Source organism: Pollutimonas sp. M17 (assembly GCF_025836975.1).
GTDB lineage: Bacteria > Pseudomonadota > Gammaproteobacteria > Burkholderiales > Burkholderiaceae_B.
Genome location: NZ_CP107548.1, coordinates 2,150,938 through 2,166,616, shown reverse-complemented (window position 1 = coordinate 2,166,616; position 15,679 = coordinate 2,150,938). Strand labels below are relative to the sequence as shown.

Sequence of the window (15,679 nt, the reverse complement as noted above, 5' to 3'; positions counted from 1 at the left end):
CGGCCCCGAAAGTCGCCGCGTCCGGCTCCCGCCACCCGCCCCGCTGCAGTGCTTTACGTTAGAGGCGCCGCTGGGGCGGTTTTTGTGCTTGGCCTTTTTATGTGGCGCCTGTGCTGCTGGAATGGGTCTTGCGCCGTCCCGGCCTCGCGCGCCTGCCGCGCCGGTTGTATAAGCGGTTGTACAGGCTAAGCCCACACGCTTACAAGCCATATAGCGGTAAACCTGAACCGAAAATACGCTAGCGCACCGCCTTGATGCCCGTAAGGGTCTTGAAGCAAGTGTCCCGCGCCTGCTTTATGAACGCTTGCAGGTAGTCGGCCTGCACGTCTTCACCACGCACCGCCGCATACAAGGTTCGCCACACGCCTTGTGTGCCCAGGTGACACAAGCGCAACCAGCCCTGGTCCAGATATTCAGTCAGCGCCCAATTGGGCAGCGCCGCCACGCCGCGCTGGCTGGCGACCAGTTGCGCGATCATGGGCGTCAGTTCGGCCTTGCGCAGCGCCGCCGGCTCGATGTCGGCCGGGTCCAGAAAGGCGGTGAAGACATCCAGGCGCTGGCGTTCGACGGGATAGGTGATGAGAACCTGGTCGGCCAGTTGATACGGTTCTATGTATTTGTACTGCGACAAGGGATTGGCGGCCGCCACGGCCAGCATCAATTCGTAGCGGAACAGCGGCAGGTATTCGATGGCCTCGATGGCTTGCGGGTCCGACGTCACGACCACGTCCAGGTCGCCGCGCACCAGCGCGGGCAGGGGAGCGAAGGAGAAGGCGGCGGACAGGTCCAGTTCGACATCGGGCCAATCATGCCGGAAGGCGTCCAGCGCCGGCAGCAGCCACTGAAAACAGGAATGGCAGTCTATCGCCACGTGCAGCCGGCCGGTCCGGCCCGCGGCCAGCCGCTGCAATTCGCGCTCGGTGGCCTTGACCTGGGGCAGTATCTGGTCGGCCAGCGCCAGGATGCGCAGGCCGGCCGTGGTCAGCCGGGCCGGCCGAGTACGGCGATTGAGCAAAGGCGTCTTCAGGCGCACTTCCAGGTCGCGCAACTGGTGCGACAGCGCGGACTGGGTGACATGCAGGCGCTCGGCCGCCTCTTGCAGGCTGCCCGCGTCGCGTATGGCACTCAAGGTTTCCAGATGGCGTATTTCAAGCATCGGCGGACTCCCGGCCGGCAGCGTCGGTGCTGGGGAAGATCGTTGAGTTATGTTGAGATAAATTCATTTTAAGGATGGTGTATTTGATTTTGTCTCATGCCATTGTATAGGCACAATGGCATGGCCTGAAAAAAAATATTCATTCAATGGAAATTTATCATGACGATCACTCATAATCTGGGCTTCCCGCGCATAGGCGTGAAGCGCGAACTGAAACGCGCATTGGAAGCATACTGGGCCGGGAATCAGACGGCGGACGAGCTGCAGTCCACCGGCCGTGAACTGCGTGCCCGCCATTGGGCCCTGCAAGCGAAGTCGGGCCTGTCTTTCGTGCCGGTGGGCGATTTCGCCTGGTACGACCACATTCTGGAATGGACCTGCCTGCTGGGCGCCGTGCCGGCCCGTTTTGCCCAGGCTGCCGGTGATGACGTGTCGCTGGATACCCTGTTCCGCATGGCCCGGGGACGAGCGCCCAGCGGCACGCCGGCGGCCGCCTGCGAAATGACCAAGTGGTTCGATACCAACTACCACTACATCGTGCCCGAACTCGTTCCGGAGCCGTCCTATCGCATTGCGCGCAGCTACCTGTTCGACCAGATCCGCGAGGCGCAAGCCCTGGGGTATCGCGTCAAGCCGGTCATACCGGGCCCTTTGACCTGGCTATGGCTGGGCAAGGGCGATGCCTTCGCGCAAGGCGCCGGCGACCCGGCCAAGCTTTCCCTGCTGGATGCGTTGCTCCCCGTCTACAAGGAAGTGCTGAACCGCATCCGCGCGCTGGGCGTGGAGTGGGTCCAGGTGGACGAACCCATACTGGGCCTGGATCTCCCACCATCCTGGCAACAGGCATTCAAGGACGTCTACCGCGAACTCTCCGACAGCGGCGTATCGCTGCTGCTGGCGACCTATTTCGAGGATCTGGGCGAGAACGTCCAGGTGCTGAAGGACTTGCCGGTGCAGGGAGTCCATGTGGACCTGGTCCGCGCACCCGGCCAGCTGGACCGTGTCGCGGCGGCGCTGGCGCCGGATCAGGTCCTGTCCGCGGGCCTGATCAGCGGCCGCAATATATGGCGCAGCGACCTGGATGCCGCAAGCGCCAGCGTGCAGGCCCTTGCGCGCCAGCGTGGCGACAAGCTCTGGCTGGCGCCTTCCTGCTCGCTGTTGCATGTGCCGGTCGACCTGGATGCCGAGCGCGAACTGGATGCGGAACTGAAGGGCTGGCTTTCCTTTGCCACCCAGAAGCTGGATGAATTGCGCCTGCTGGCGGCGTCGCTGGACGGTTCGGCCGATCCGGCGGCCCAGCAAGCCCTGCAGGCGCAACGGGATGCGCTACAAGCCAGGAAAGAATCCGCCCGCATCCACAACCGCGGTGTCCAGCAACGTTTGCAGGCTTCGGCCGGGCTGGCGCGCGATCGCGCGCCCTTCGCTCAGCGCATCGAGCGCCAGCACAAGAGGCTGGGCCTGCCCGCTTATCCCACCACGACCATAGGTTCCTTTCCCCAGACCCCCGAGATACGGGTGTTGCGGCGCGACTGGAAGGCGGGAGCGCTGGGCGATGCGGCCTACGAGAAGGCCATGCGCGCCGAAATCGAGCAGGTCATCCGCTTCCAGGAGAAAGTGGGGCTGGATGTGCTGGTGCATGGCGAACCCGAGCGCAACGACATGGTGGAGTACTTCGGCGAATTGCTGGGTGGATTCGCCTTCACCCAGAATGGATGGGTGCAGAGCTACGGTTCGCGCTGCGTCAAGCCGCCCATCATCTTCGGCGATGTCGCCCGGCCCGCCGCCATGACGGTGGCGTGGTCGGCCTACGCGCAGTCGCTGACCGACAAGCCCGTCAAGGGCATGCTGACCGGCCCGGTCACCATTTTGCAGTGGTCCTTCGTGCGCGACGACCAGCCGCGCGAAACCACGTGCCGGCAACTGGCCCTGGCGCTGCGCGATGAAGTCACCGACCTGGAGGCGGCCGGGATCGCGGTCATCCAGATCGACGAGCCGGCGTTTCGCGAAGGCTTGCCACTGCGCCGCGCCGACTGGCAGGCCTATCTGGACTGGGCCGTCGATTGCTTCCGCCTTTCCACGGGCGGCGTCAGGGACGAGACGCAAATACACACCCATATGTGCTATTCCGAGTTCAACGACATCATCGAGGCCATCGCCGCGATGGATGCCGATGTCATCACCATCGAAACCTCGCGCTCCAACATGGAGCTGCTGGGGGCCTTCGAAGATTTCAAGTATCCGAACGACATCGGTCCGGGGGTCTACGACATCCACTCGCCCAACATACCCAAGCTGGACTGGATGGTGGACCTGATGAAGAAGGCGGCAAGCCGCCTGCCGCCCGAACGCCTGTGGGTGAATCCCGATTGCGGCCTGAAGACGCGCGGCTGGCCTGAAACGGAGGCCGCGCTGGTCGCCATGGTCAAAGCCGCCCGGACACTGCGCTATACTTAGAGGGTTTATCGCAATATTCGCAACTTCCGTACATGGCCCTGCCTCCTCCCGATACCGCTCGCGAGCCCCTGCACACGCGTTCCATACGTGTGGACTCGTTTGCCCGGGAGGACGGCCAGTGGGATATCGAAGCCGAACTCATCGACGTCAAGGCTTACGACTTTCCCAAAAGGACGGGCGACACGCATCATGCCGGCGAACCCGTCCATCACATGCATCTGCGCGTCACCATCGACGACCAGTTCACCATCACGGCCGCCGCGGCCGATTACGATGCCGCTCCCTATAATCAGGACTGCATGGCCATCGCGCCCGATTACCGCGCGCTGGTCGGCATGAACCTGCTGCGCAATTTCCGGCAGACCGTCAAGGACCGATTCGGCAGGACGGCCGGCTGCACCCACATGACCGAGCTTTCCTATGTGCTGCCCACCGTGGCCGTCCAGACCATGGCCAATCGGCGCCGTAAAGAGCAGCAGGCCGGACAGAACCAGAAACGGCCGTTCCAGCTCGAGGGCTGCCACGCCTTGCGGCTCGATGGTCCGGTGGCGCGCGAGTTCTACCCCAAGTGGTACGTGGGTCCCAAGGCGGAAGCAAAATGCGAGTAGGCAAACCTCATCGGCGGGCAAGAGTGTCCCAGGGCACAGGCGCACGCGTTCTTTTTCTTATCTTTACGTTCTGACAGGTAACAAATGAAAATTCACGAGTATCAAGGCAAGGAACTGCTGAAGAAGTTTGGCGTGACTGTGCCACGCGGAATTCCCGCTTTCTCGGTTGACGAAGCCGTGGCTGCGGCGGAGAAGCTGGGCGGGCCGGTGTGGGTTGTGAAGGCGCAGATTCACGCGGGCGGCCGCGGCAAGGGCGGCGGCGTCAAGCTGGGCCGTTCCATCGACGAAGTCCGCAAACTGTCTTCCGAAATCCTGGGCATGCAGCTGGTTACCCATCAAACGGGGCCTGAAGGCCAGAAAGTGCGCCGCCTGTACATCGAAGAGGGCGCCGACATCCAGCAGGAATACTACCTGTCCGCCGTGACCGACCGCGCCACGCAGAAAGTGGCTTTCATCGCGTCCAGCGAAGGCGGCATGGACATCGAAGAAGTCGCCCATTCCTCCCCCGAGAAAATCATCACTGTCATGATCGACCCGCTGAAGGGATTCACCCAGGCCGATGGCGAGACCCTGGCCAAGGGCGTGGGCATGCCGGCCGATTCCGTGGCCCAATTCATCGACGTATGCCAGAAGCTCTACACCTGCTACATGGAAACCGATGCGTCGCTGGTCGAGATCAACCCCCTGAATCGTGACAGCAAGGGCAATATCATCGCCCTGGACGCCAAGTTCAACTTCGATTCCAACGCGCTGTTCCGTCATCCCGAGATCGTCGAATACCGCGATCTGGACGAAGAAGATCCCGCCGAAATCGAAGCCAGCAAGTTCGACCTGGCCTACATCCAGCTGGATGGCAACATCGGCTGCCTGGTCAATGGCGCCGGTCTGGCCATGGCCACCATGGACACCATCAAGCTGTTCGGCGGCGAGCCGGCCAACTTCCTGGACGTCGGCGGCGGCGCCACGGCCGAGAAGGTCACCGAAGCCTTCAAGATCATGCTCAAGAACGAAGGCGTCAAGGCCATTCTCGTCAACATCTTCGGCGGCATCATGCGTTGCGACATCATTGCCGAAGGCGTGATCGCCGCATGCAAGGCCGTAAACCTCAGCGTGCCGCTGGTCGTGCGCATGAAGGGCACCAACGAAGAGCTCGGCAAGAAGCTGCTGGCCGAGTCGGGCCTGCCCATCATCAGCGCCAACACCATGGCCGAAGCCGCGACCAAAGTCGTTGCCGCCGCGAAATAAGAATATTGCGAAGGATTTGTAAATGTCGATTCTGATCAACAAAGACACTAAAGTCATTACTCAAGGGATTACCGGCAAGACCGGCCAGTTCCACACCCATTGGTGCCGCGAATATGCGAACGGCAAGAATGCCTTCGTGGCGGGCGTGCATCCCAAGAAAGCCGGCGAGAACTTCGAAGGCGTGCCCATCTTCGGTTCCGTCAAGGATGCCAAGGCGCAAACCGGCGCCACCGTGTCGGTCATCTACGTCCCGCCCGCGGGCGCGGCGGCCGCAATCTGGGAAGCCGTCGAGGCCGACCTGGATCTGGTCATCTGCATCACCGAAGGCATTCCCGTGCGCGACATGCTGGAAGTGCGCAACCGCATGCGCGACCAGAACAAGAAAACCCTGCTGCTGGGCCCCAACTGCCCGGGCCTGATCACGCCCGACGAGCTCAAGATCGGCATCATGCCGGGCCATATCTCGCGCAAGGGCCGCATCGGCGTGGTCAGCCGCTCCGGCACGCTGACCTACGAAGCCGTGGCTCAGCTCACCGAGCTTGGCCTGGGTCAGTCGTCTGCGGTGGGTATCGGTGGCGACCCTATCAATGGCCTGAAACACGTCGACGTGCTCAAGCTGTTCAACGACGATCCCGAGACCGATGCCGTGGTCATGATCGGCGAAATCGGCGGCCCCGATGAAGTCAACGCGGCGGAATGGGCCAAAGACAACATGAAGAAGCCCGTCGTCGGCTTCATCGCGGGTGTTACGGCTCCGGCCGGCAAACGCATGGGCCACGCCGGCGCGCTGATCTCCGGCGGCGCCGATACGGCGGATGCCAAGCTCGAAATCATGGAGGCGTGCGGCATCCGCACCACCCGCGATCCATCCGAAATGGGCAAGCTGCTCAAGTCGGTACTGTAGGTATTGACGGGGCTCGCCACAAGCGGGCCCTTTCATACTGCGCCGCCGGTTTTAGGGTTTAAGGACCGGTGGCGCTCGCAGGGCCTTGCGGCAAACCTTACAATCAGCTGAATTATAATGGCCCGTTTTTTTGATCCCGACGCGCTGGCGCGGCCGGGCATATTGTTTAATTTCGCCTCTGGTGTGCTGTTTGGTTGATTCATATGCACCGAGTAAGCAAACGGAACACTAGCTTAAAACGGACTAAAAATGATTGAGTTTTTTCAGACGCTCCATTGGGGAGCCGTATTCCAGATCATCCTGATCGACATCCTGCTGGGCGGCGACAATGCCGTGGTCATCGCGCTGGCCTGCCGCAACCTGGAGAAGAAGCAGCGCCTGCAGGGCATTTTGTGGGGCACCGCCGGCGCCATCATCTTGCGCGTCCTGCTGATCGCCTTCGCGCTGACGCTGCTGGGCATTCCCTTCCTGAAGGTCGTCGGCGCCTTGCTGCTGGTATGGATAGGCATCAAGCTGCTGGTGCCCGATGAAGACGAGCACGGCAACATCAAGGGCGGCAGTTCGGTCATGAGCGCGGTCAAGACGATTCTTATCGCCGACTTCGTCATGAGCCTGGACAACGTCATCGCCATTGCCGGCGCAGCGCAGAACACGCATCTGGATCATCAGCTGTATTATGTGATCTTCGGCCTGGTGGTCAGCGTGCCCATCATCATCTGGGGCAGCACCATCGTACTGAAGCTCATCGACCGCTTCCCCATCGTGGTGACCCTGGGCGCCGGGCTGTTGGGCTGGATTGCCGGCGGCATGCTGGTCACCGATGTATTCGTGGTCGAGCAATTCGGCCCCACGACCACTACACTGAAGATCGCGGCGGAAGTCATCGGCGCCATCCTGGTGGTGGTGGTAGGCAAGTGGATCGCCAGCCGCAGTTCCTCCAAAGGACAAACGAATGAGTCTGTTTAAGTCATCGGGCCGCAAGAAGCCGGACGAGTCCGGCCTGTCCCTGCTGCAAGGCCTGGGCATCCTGGCCCTGATCGGCATCGCCGCGGCGGTGCTGCTCAATTACTTTGCATAGGCCGGCATGTCCGATACGCCTGTAAAACTGGTGATTGCGACCCGCGCGAGCCGGCTGGCCTTATGGCAGGCCGAGCACGTGCGGGATCGCCTGCAATCCCTGTACCCCCAGTGCCAGGTCAGCCTGCTGACCATGACGACGCGGGGCGATCAGATACTCGATCGCTCCTTGTCCAAGGTTGGCGGCAAGGGCCTGTTCGTCAAAGAGCTGGAAACGGCCCTGCTCGATGGGCGGGCCGACCTGGCCGTGCATTCCCTCAAAGACGTTCCGGTCGACATGCAAAGCCCCTTTGCATTGTCGGTCATCCTCGAACGCGACGACCCGCGCGACGCCTTCGTCTCCAATGATTACGCCAGCCTCGGCGAGCTGCCCGAGGGCGCCGTCGTGGGCACGTCCAGCCTGCGCCGCGAAGCGCAGCTGCGCGAGCGCTACCCGCATCTGCGCGTGCAGCCCCTGCGCGGCAATCTGGACACCCGGCTGGGCAAGCTCGATCGCGGCGACTACGCGGCCATCATTCTTGCCGCCGCGGGCCTGCGGCGCCTGGGCCTGGCCTCGCGCATACGCGATCATCTTTCGCCGCAGCAGAGCCTGCCCGCCGCCGGGCAGGGCGCGCTGGGCATCGAAATCCTTGAATCCCGCAGCGACATGCGAACCTGGCTGGCGCCCCTGGGCGACGCCGCCGCCACCGCCTGCACACTGGCCGAAAGGGCCGTGTCGCGGGTTCTGGGCGGCTCCTGCCAGGTGCCGCTGGCCGCGTTCGCCCGGCTGGACGGCGATACGATCGAAGTCGATGCGCTGGTCGCCGAGCCCGACGGTTCGCGCATTCTGCGCGCGCATGCCGCGGGTCCGGCCTCTCAGGCCGAGCAATTGGGCGAGCGGGCGGCGCAAGACTTGCTCGACAAGGGCGCCAGCGCCATCCTGGCCAGGCTGCTGGCCCCGAACGCGGCCTCCTGAGGGGCTGGGCCATCGTGCTCGCGGCGGCCACCGAAGCCAGCGTCGTCCTGACGCGGCCCCATGGGAAGAACGAAGCGCTGGCTACGCGCCTGGCCCAGGCCGGCCTGAATGCGCTGATCCTGCCCGCCCTGCACATCGAACCGCTGGATCGACAGGCGCCATTGCCGCTGCCCGAGCACTACGATCTGATCGTTTTTGTAAGCGGCAATGCCGCGCGCTTCTATATGGACAGGCTGGCCGCCCTAAGGCCCGCCGCATCCTGGCCCGCCGCCACGCGGGCGGCCACGGTGGGGGCGCCAAGCGCCCGCTACCTGCAGGACTACAGCGGCATTCCGGCAAGCCAAATATTGCATCCCGGCGCGCAGTGCGCCACGCAGGATTCCGAAGGTCTGTGGGCGGTCTTGCAGCCGATGCTGGCCGATTTGAAGCGCGTGCTGATCGTGCGCGGGCAGGCCGGCCGGGAATGGCTGGGCGAGCGCTTCCAGCAGGCGGGCATCCAGGTCGACCGGCTGCCGCTGTACAACCGCCGGGCCGCGATCTGGGATAGGCGGCAGGGCGGGGCGCTGGCGGCTGCGCTGCATGCACCGGGTCCCTGCGTATTCCTGTTGACCAGCGGCGAGGGCGTGGACGCCGTTCAGGCGAACATCCTGCGGCTGGGCTTGCAAGAGGCGTGGAAGCGTTCGCGCTTCGTGGCCATACACGAACGTGTTGCAAGCCGCTTACAATCCGCCCTTGCGGCTTCTGGTAAGGTGGAGTCCCCGATGGTAAAACTATGCCAGCCCGACGACGATGCCATTTTTCAGGCGCTTGTCCGCACGGCATCGCTTTAAGAAGGTTCCTAGGATTACAATCTCGCCATGACTGATAAAAAATCCGAGATCACGCAGGCGGCGCAGACCGGCGCGCCTGCCGCCTCCTCATCCCCGGGGCCCGCAACGTCGGCTACGGCGCCCAAGAAAACAGCCCCCGCCGCCCGGCGGCAACGTTCCATGCTCTTGCCCGCTTTCATCGTGCTGCTGGTGATCGTGGCAGCCCTCGGGGCGTTCGCCTGGAACCAGAAACGGCTGTTCGATGAAACCCGCCAGAACCTTGCCAGCCAGGCGCAAAGCAGCGCCAGCGCCGTCGATCAGGCGGTCGAGCAGGCGCAACAGGCCTTGTCGCTGGCGCAGGAGCAATCCCGGAAAATAGCGTCCCTGGAAAGCGCGCTGCGCGAATCCCGCGATCAGGCCGACAGCCTGGAACAGGCTTTCCAGACACTGACCGACAGCGGCTCCGATCTGGTCCTGATCAACGACGTCGACCACCTGGTCACGATTGCCCAGCAGCAATTGCAGCTTAGCGGCAACGTGGCCAATGCGGTGATCTCCCTGGAAACGGCCCAGGCGCAGCTGGCGCGCGCCAACCGCCCGGCGCTGGCGTCCTTGCAGCAAACGATCAACGGCGACCTGGACCGCCTGCGGGCCGCCTCCACCATCGATACCGCCATGCTGTCCGGCCAGCTTGAAGAGCTGGGCAATCTTCTGGGCGAAGCGCCTTTGCTGGTTCCCGACGACGCCGCGCCCGAGCCGGTGCCGGCTCCGCAAGAAAGCGCTTCCGGAGCCGGCACCGGCGACGGCGGCCATGCCGATCCCGACGCGCCCTGGTGGAAGCAGGGCATGGCCACCGCCGAGCAATGGTCGCGCTCCGCATGGAGCGCCATCAGCCGGGATCTGGGCCAGTTCATTACCGTACGCCGCGTCGACGACGCGACCGCGCTGCTGATGTCGCCCGACCAGGCTACGCGCTTTCGCGAAACACTGCGCCTGCGCGGCATGACGGCCCAACTGGCGCTGCTGATGCACCAGCCCAGGGTCTGGAACGCCGAGACCGCCGTGCTGGTCAAGGCGCTGGAAACCCGCTACGATCCCCGGTCGCAGCAGGTGCGACAGGCCCTGAAGATCGCCAGGCAACTGGCAGACACCCCCATAGACGTCAAGCTGCCCACGGTGGACAACAGCCTGCAGGCCATTGCCGCGCTGCGTGAAGCCAGCGCCAGGCAGGCCGAAGAAGGCGCCATCGCCGCGCCCGGCCAGCCCGCCGCGCCGCAGGCCGAACCCGATGCCGGAAACTCCCAAGCCGACCCGGCCGCTCCCCAGGCGGAACCCGCGACGGATGCGGCCACCGGCGCCAGTGCAAGCCAGCCGCAGGGGTAAGCCATGAGAGCCTGGTTCTGGACACTGCTGGTATTCGTCGCCGCCGTCGCGCTGGCGCTGGTTCTGCGCGACCACAGCGGCAATGTGCTCATCATCGCCCAGCCCTGGCGGATCGAGCTTTCGCTGACGCTGGCGGTTTTGCTGATACTTGCCTGCTTCGTTATTTTGTACATCGTGCTGCGCGTGCTGGCCTGGATAGGCGGCGGCCCCGAGCGTTTCCGTTCCTGGCGCAGCCTGCGTTCCCAGAAGCGCGAGCACGAGCTGCTGGAAAGCGGCTGGATCAATGTGCTGGAAGGGCGCTATACCGAGGCCGAGAAAGACCTGTCCAAGCTCCTGGGCAAGACACGATCGGGAAGCCGCAAGGTGCTGGCCGGCCTCGCCTCGGCGCGCGCTTCGCATCACCTGGGCGAGTTCGAGCGGCGCGACCAGGCGCTGGCGCTGGCCCGTGACAGCGCGGGCAGCGACCCGCGCCTGCGCGAAGCGGCCGCCACCGTGGCCGCCGAAATGTACCTGGACCAGAATCGTCCGCAAGACGCCCTGGTGTTGCTGCAACCCTTGCAGGACGCCAACTCGCGCTACTTCCATGCCACGCGGCTGCTGCTGCGCGCGCATCGCCAACTGCGCAACGACGATCGCGTCTATGAGCTGACGCGCCTGCTGGCGCGCCGGGGCGTCCTTGAAAAAACCGAAGCCTTGCAGCTTATCGAGACTTCGGCGGCCGCGCGTTTGCAGGCTGGCGGGCCCGACGGTTTTAAGGCCATCTGGGGCGATTTGAAATCCGACGAGCGCACGCTGCCCGATATCGCCCTGGCCGGGGCCGCCGTCCAGCAATCGCAGGGCAATATCGACGAAGCCTCGCGCATTCTGGAAGCCGCCCTTCAGGTGCGCCTGGAGCCGCGCCTGCTCAATGCCTATTCGCAATGCCCGCCCGAGCATGTCGCCCGCCGCCTGAGCAAGGCGGAACTCTGGCTCAAGGCCAATCCGGACGACTCCGCCTTGCTGGCGGCGCTGGGCAACCTGTGCCTGACCGGCGAGCTGTGGGGGCAGGGCGAGCACTATCTGCTGCGCAGCATGAAGCTGCGCAGCGACATGCGCATCCATGCCCTGCTGGGCAATCTGTACGACCGCCTGGGCCGTGCCGACGATGCGGCCCGGCACTGGCGCCTGGCTTCGGGCGTGGCGGGGGTCCTGCCCACGCTGCCGGTCAGCCGGGCCCTGCCGGCCGCCGACATGCGCGGCGATCCCACCCTTATCGATGTCGGGCGCCTTCCCCAGGCGCGTGTCCTGCGCGATATGCCGGCGCCTGTCGCCGCCAGCGCGGCCGATTTCGCCGGCGACGAGTTCAGCGATTCCGTGGCAGCCGCGGTTCTCGCGCCCGAGCCCCCGCCGCCTGACACCCCTTCCTCCGCCACCGCCGGCGAAGCCGGGCTTGACGAGTATTTCGACAGCGCCCCGATTCCCGGCGTTGACGTCTCCCAGACATCCGACCGCCCAGCGCGAGGGTCCGGTCAAAACTGAGTTCTTTTTACATTCATATCCTTAAGGTCAGAACCTAGCATGAGTTTAGAGCGCGTACCCGCCGGCACCAACTTGCCGGAAGAATTCAACGTCATCATCGAAATTCCCATGAATGCGGACCCGGTCAAGTACGAAGTCGACAAGGACTCCGGCTCGGTCTTCGTCGACCGCTTCATGCTGACGGCCATGCACTATCCCTGCAACTACGGCTATATCCCTCAAACCATTTCCGATGACGGCGATCCTGTGGACGTGCTGGTGCTGGCTCCCTTCCCGGTGCAGGTGGGCGCGGTGATCCGTTCGCGCGCCATCGGCGTCCTGCACATGGACGACGAGGCGGGCGGCGATGCCAAACTGCTGGCCGTGCCGGTGGACAAGCTGTATCCTCCTTACCGCAACATCAAGAGCCCGGACGACCTGCCCACCGAAGAGCTGGCCCGCATCCAGCACTTCTTCGAGCACTATAAGGATCTGGAAAAGGGCAAGTGGGTAAAAGTAAAGGGTTGGGAAGGCGTGGAAGCCGCCCGCAAGGAAATCACTGACGGCGTCGAGCGCTACGCCAAAGGAAACAAATAATGGCAACGACCATCATCCCGGCTTTGCCGGTCGCCGCTTTGCAGGTAGCGGGTTCCGACGCTGTTTTTCCCGTGCGCCGCGTTTACTGCGTGGGCCGCAACTATGCCGAGCATGCCAAGGAAATGGGCTTCACGGGCCGCGAGGATCCTTTCTTTTTCTGCAAGCCCGCCGACGCGCTGCTCAATGTGGCCGACGGGCAGACGGGTTCCATGCCGTATCCGCCCAAGACGTCCAACCTGCACTACGAAATCGAACTGGTCGTGGCGCTGGACAAGGGCGGGCGCGACCTGACCGTCGAGCAGGCCGCCGCCTGCGTTTGGGGCTATGCCATCGGCCTGGACATGACGCGTCGCGACTTGCAGGGCGAGGCCAAGAAACTGGGCCGTCCATGGGAAGTGGGCAAGGGCTTCGACCAGTCGGCGCCCATCGGACCCCTGCATCCGCGTGAGAAGGTCGGCACGCTGGATGCCGGCGCCATTTCGCTCAGCGTGAACGGCACGGTCAAGCAGTCCAGCGACCTGTCGCAGATGATCTGGAATATCGCTGAGTCCATTTCCTATCTGTCGGGCTTGTTCGAGCTCAAGGCCGGCGACATCATCTTCACCGGCACGCCCGAAGGCGTGGGTCCCGTCGTGGCCGGCGACACCATGGTCGGCGCCGTCGCAGGCCTGGGTGAATTGTATGTAAAAGTGGCGAACCCATCGTAGAATATCGCCACCGTAATACCATAAAAAGGAATTCGCCATGGGCACTAAAATTCTGGCTTCACTGGCTTTGTTGGGCTGCATGCTGATGGCAGGCTGCGCCAACACGGTAGCCGGCGCGGGGGAAGACATCAGCAACGTCGGCCACGCCATTACCAAATCCACGAAGTAAATGCTGTAAACGCGCAGCAATCGAGAAGCCCCGTTCATATGAACGGGGCTTTTTTTTGTTCTTCGTTCATGTCTCTTCACAAAACTGTCACTCCAGATTAATCCCCCGGTCATACGCGCTTTCTAAGATGCAGGGCATCGAAAGGCGGCGCGCCGCCTGGCATTTTGGGGAAACATATGAACTCGGTAATCCGTGTCGAAGGCCTGGACAAGAGCTTCGGCGGCAAACAGGTTCTGTTCGATCTGGGCCTGGCCGTGCGGCCGGGCGAGATGGTCGCCTTGATCGGCGCATCGGGCTCGGGCAAGTCGACCTTGCTGCGCCACCTGGCGGGACTGGCATGCGGCGACCGCAAGGATGCAAGCTCCATACACGTTCTTGGACAGCCCGTGCAGGCGGCGGGGCGCCTGAACAGCCAGGTTCGCCGCCTGCGGGCCGACATCGGCTACATCTTCCAGCAGTTCAACCTGGTGGGTCGCCTTAGCGTGCTGGGCAATGTGCTGCTGGGCCACCTGGGCCGCATACCGCGCTGGCGGGGGTCGCTGGGCCTGTTCAGTCCGGAAGAAAAAGACCGCGCCATGGCCGCCCTGGAGCGCGTGGGCCTAGCCGAGTACGCGCACCGCCGCGCGTCCACCCTGTCGGGCGGCCAGCAGCAGCGCGTGGCGATTGCCCGCGCATTGAGCCAGCAGGCTGAAGTGATTCTGGCCGACGAGCCCATCGCCTCGCTGGATCCGGAGTCCGCGCGCAAGGTCATGGACATCCTGGCCGACATCAATCAGCGCGACGGCAAGACCGTGGTGGTCACCCTGCATCAGGTGGACTACGCCGTTCGCTATTGCGAGCGCGTCGTGGCGCTGAAGTCCGGCAGCATCCATTTCGACGGTTCGGTGGATGCGCTGAGCGGCCCCTTCCTGAACGAGCTGTACGGTGGTGATCTGGACGCTTCATTGCTGATTCCCGAGTCGTCCCGCCGACGCAGCCCGCTGCGTGAAGTTTCTCTTGTTGCCGCCTGATCCACGCTTGTGGCTCGGGCATTTTTTTACCCGGCTTGTCTAGACAAGTCAACGAAGCACTACCTGGAGTATTGATATGTTCAAAGACATGCATAAAGCCATTGCGGCGACGGCCCTGGCCGGTATGGCCCTGTGCGGCGCGGCGAATGCCGCCGAGCCCAAGGAACTGAATTTCGGCATTATCTCCACCGAGTCCTCGCAGAACCTGAAGGCCCAGTGGGATCCTTTCCTGGCCGAGATGAGCAGGCAAACGGGCATGAAGATCAATTCCTTCTTTGCGCCCGACTACGCCGGCATCATCCAGGGCATGCGCTTCAATAAAGTGGATGTGGCCTGGTACGGCAACAAGTCCGCCATGGAGGCGGTCGACCGCGCCGGCGGCGAGATCTTCGCGCAGACGGTGGCGGCCAACGGCAATCCCGGCTATTGGAGCCTGCTGGTGGCGCACAAGGACAGCCCCATCAATTCGGTGGAGGACATGCTGAAGAACGCCAAGGACCTGACCTTCGGCAATGGCGACCCCAACTCGACCTCGGGCTATCTGGTTCCCGGCTACTACGTGTTCGCCAAGAACAACGTCGAAGCCAACAAGATCTTCAAGCGCTCCTTGAATGCCAGCCATGAAGTCAATGCCTTGAGCGTGGCCAACAAGCAGGTCGACGTGGCCACTTTCAACACCGAAGGCATGGAGCGCTTGCAGGAAACCAACCCCGCCAAGGCGGCCGAACTGAAGGTCATCTGGAAGTCGCCGCTGATTCCGGCCGACCCCATCGTATGGCGCAAGAACCTGCCCGAGGCCACCAAGAAGAAGATCAATGACTTCTTCACCCACTACGGCGCCAACGAAAAAGAGCTGGCCGTGCTGGCGGGCCTGCAGTGGGGCAAGTTCCGCGTTTCGAACGACGATCAGCTGCTGCCCATACGCCAGCTGGAACTGTTCAAGCAGCGCAGCCAGGTCAGCGTGGACAGCACGATGAACGCGGCCGAGAAGCAGGCCAAGCTGGCCGAAATCGACGCCAGCCTGCAGAAGCTGACGGCGCGCATGGATGCGCTCGAAAAGAAAGTGGCCAGCGCCAGGTAATCAGCAACAGGAAGGGCGGCGGTCCGC

At 63.5% G+C, this 15,679-nt stretch carries 16 protein-coding genes; 15 read left to right on the top strand and 1 reads right to left on the bottom strand.

Annotated features, from left to right (window positions below):
- Nucleotides 1–238 precede the first annotated feature (238 nt).
- On the bottom strand, nucleotides 239–1,156 hold the full coding sequence (locus tag OEG81_RS10335; protein WP_264129149.1) for a LysR family transcriptional regulator: 918 nt from the start codon (nucleotides 1,154–1,156) through the stop codon (nucleotides 239–241).
- Nucleotides 1,157–1,315: 159 nt separating this feature from the next.
- On the opposite strand from OEG81_RS10335, the gene metE reads away from it, so the two are divergent.
- The 15 genes from metE to phnD all read left to right on the top strand — a co-directional run bounded on the left by metE (nucleotide 1,316) and on the right by phnD (nucleotide 15,652).
- On the top strand, nucleotides 1,316–3,610 hold the full coding sequence (metE, locus tag OEG81_RS10330; protein ID WP_264129148.1) for a 5-methyltetrahydropteroyltriglutamate--homocysteine S-methyltransferase: 2,295 nt from the start codon (nucleotides 1,316–1,318) through the stop codon (nucleotides 3,608–3,610).
- A gap of 32 nt (nucleotides 3,611–3,642) precedes the next feature.
- Nucleotides 3,643–4,218, top strand: a complete 576-nt coding sequence (locus tag OEG81_RS10325; RefSeq protein WP_264129147.1) for a DUF2889 domain-containing protein — start codon at nucleotides 3,643–3,645, stop codon at nucleotides 4,216–4,218.
- A gap of 84 nt (nucleotides 4,219–4,302) precedes the next feature.
- Nucleotides 4,303–5,463: an ADP-forming succinate--CoA ligase subunit beta gene (sucC, locus tag OEG81_RS10320; protein ID WP_264129146.1), complete on the top strand. Its 1,161-nt coding sequence runs from the start codon at nucleotides 4,303–4,305 to the stop codon at nucleotides 5,461–5,463.
- 22 nt (nucleotides 5,464–5,485) lie between these two features.
- Entirely contained in the window at nucleotides 5,486–6,367 is an 882-nt protein-coding gene (gene sucD, locus OEG81_RS10315; protein ID WP_264129145.1) for a succinate--CoA ligase subunit alpha, read from the top strand.
- Nucleotides 6,368–6,616: 249 nt separating this feature from the next.
- Nucleotides 6,617–7,333: a TerC family protein gene (locus OEG81_RS10310; protein WP_264129144.1), complete on the top strand. Its 717-nt coding sequence runs from the start codon at nucleotides 6,617–6,619 to the stop codon at nucleotides 7,331–7,333.
- Nucleotides 7,320–7,445 (top strand): hypothetical protein, encoded by a 126-nt coding sequence (locus tag OEG81_RS10305; protein ID WP_264129143.1) that lies wholly within the window; start codon nucleotides 7,320–7,322, stop codon nucleotides 7,443–7,445. Before OEG81_RS10310 ends, OEG81_RS10305 begins: the two co-directional genes overlap by 14 nt.
- Nucleotides 7,446–7,451: 6 nt before the next feature.
- The gene (hemC, locus tag OEG81_RS10300; protein ID WP_264129142.1) at nucleotides 7,452–8,399 is read left to right on the top strand and encodes a hydroxymethylbilane synthase; all 948 of its coding nucleotides are present in this window, start codon (nucleotides 7,452–7,454) and stop codon (nucleotides 8,397–8,399) included.
- Nucleotides 8,400–8,413: 14 nt separating this feature from the next.
- Entirely contained in the window at nucleotides 8,414–9,229 is an 816-nt protein-coding gene (locus OEG81_RS10295) for a uroporphyrinogen-III synthase (RefSeq protein WP_264129141.1), read from the top strand.
- A gap of 27 nt (nucleotides 9,230–9,256) precedes the next feature.
- A complete protein-coding gene (locus OEG81_RS10290; protein ID WP_264129140.1) occupies nucleotides 9,257–10,591 on the top strand; it encodes a uroporphyrinogen-III C-methyltransferase in 1,335 nt (444 codons plus the stop codon).
- A gap of 3 nt (nucleotides 10,592–10,594) precedes the next feature.
- Entirely contained in the window at nucleotides 10,595–12,109 is a 1,515-nt protein-coding gene (locus OEG81_RS10285) for a heme biosynthesis HemY N-terminal domain-containing protein (protein WP_264129139.1), read from the top strand.
- Nucleotides 12,110–12,148: 39 nt separating this feature from the next.
- Nucleotides 12,149–12,685: an inorganic diphosphatase gene (ppa, locus tag OEG81_RS10280; RefSeq protein ID WP_264129138.1), complete on the top strand. Its 537-nt coding sequence runs from the start codon at nucleotides 12,149–12,151 to the stop codon at nucleotides 12,683–12,685.
- Nucleotides 12,685–13,392, top strand: a complete 708-nt coding sequence (locus OEG81_RS10275) for a fumarylacetoacetate hydrolase family protein (protein ID WP_264129137.1) — start codon at nucleotides 12,685–12,687, stop codon at nucleotides 13,390–13,392. Before ppa ends, OEG81_RS10275 begins: the two co-directional genes overlap by 1 nt.
- Nucleotides 13,393–13,429: 37 nt before the next feature.
- The gene (locus tag OEG81_RS10270; protein WP_264129136.1) at nucleotides 13,430–13,561 is read left to right on the top strand and encodes an entericidin A/B family lipoprotein; all 132 of its coding nucleotides are present in this window, start codon (nucleotides 13,430–13,432) and stop codon (nucleotides 13,559–13,561) included.
- A 176-nt stretch (nucleotides 13,562–13,737) separates the two neighbouring features.
- A complete protein-coding gene (gene phnC, locus OEG81_RS10265; RefSeq protein WP_264129135.1) occupies nucleotides 13,738–14,571 on the top strand; it encodes a phosphonate ABC transporter ATP-binding protein in 834 nt (277 codons plus the stop codon).
- A 76-nt stretch (nucleotides 14,572–14,647) separates the two neighbouring features.
- A complete protein-coding gene (phnD, locus tag OEG81_RS10260; protein ID WP_264129133.1) occupies nucleotides 14,648–15,652 on the top strand; it encodes a phosphonate ABC transporter substrate-binding protein in 1,005 nt (334 codons plus the stop codon).
- The last annotated feature ends 27 nt before the right edge of the window (nucleotides 15,653–15,679 follow it).

Bases quoted from the DNA above. Each gene is read 5' to 3' on its own strand.
- OEG81_RS10335 (WP_264129149.1), bottom strand. From the start codon at position 1,156: ATGCTTGAAATACGCCATCTGGAAACCTTGAGTGCCATACGCGACGCG.
- metE (WP_264129148.1), top strand. From the start codon at position 1,316: ATGACGATCACTCATAATCTGGGCTTCCCGCGCATAGGCGTGAAGCGC.
- OEG81_RS10325 (WP_264129147.1), top strand. From the start codon at position 3,643: ATGGCCCTGCCTCCTCCCGATACCGCTCGCGAGCCCCTGCACACGCGT.
- sucC (WP_264129146.1), top strand. From the start codon at position 4,303: ATGAAAATTCACGAGTATCAAGGCAAGGAACTGCTGAAGAAGTTTGGC.
- sucD (WP_264129145.1), top strand. From the start codon at position 5,486: ATGTCGATTCTGATCAACAAAGACACTAAAGTCATTACTCAAGGGATT.
- OEG81_RS10310 (WP_264129144.1), top strand. From the start codon at position 6,617: ATGATTGAGTTTTTTCAGACGCTCCATTGGGGAGCCGTATTCCAGATC.
- OEG81_RS10305 (WP_264129143.1), top strand. From the start codon at position 7,320: ATGAGTCTGTTTAAGTCATCGGGCCGCAAGAAGCCGGACGAGTCCGGC.
- hemC (WP_264129142.1), top strand. From the start codon at position 7,452: ATGTCCGATACGCCTGTAAAACTGGTGATTGCGACCCGCGCGAGCCGG.
- OEG81_RS10290 (WP_264129140.1), top strand. From the start codon at position 9,257: ATGACTGATAAAAAATCCGAGATCACGCAGGCGGCGCAGACCGGCGCG.
- OEG81_RS10285 (WP_264129139.1), top strand. From the start codon at position 10,595: ATGAGAGCCTGGTTCTGGACACTGCTGGTATTCGTCGCCGCCGTCGCG.
- ppa (WP_264129138.1), top strand. From the start codon at position 12,149: ATGAGTTTAGAGCGCGTACCCGCCGGCACCAACTTGCCGGAAGAATTC.
- OEG81_RS10275 (WP_264129137.1), top strand. From the start codon at position 12,685: ATGGCAACGACCATCATCCCGGCTTTGCCGGTCGCCGCTTTGCAGGTA.
- OEG81_RS10270 (WP_264129136.1), top strand. From the start codon at position 13,430: ATGGGCACTAAAATTCTGGCTTCACTGGCTTTGTTGGGCTGCATGCTG.
- phnC (WP_264129135.1), top strand. From the start codon at position 13,738: ATGAACTCGGTAATCCGTGTCGAAGGCCTGGACAAGAGCTTCGGCGGC.
- phnD (WP_264129133.1), top strand. From the start codon at position 14,648: ATGTTCAAAGACATGCATAAAGCCATTGCGGCGACGGCCCTGGCCGGT.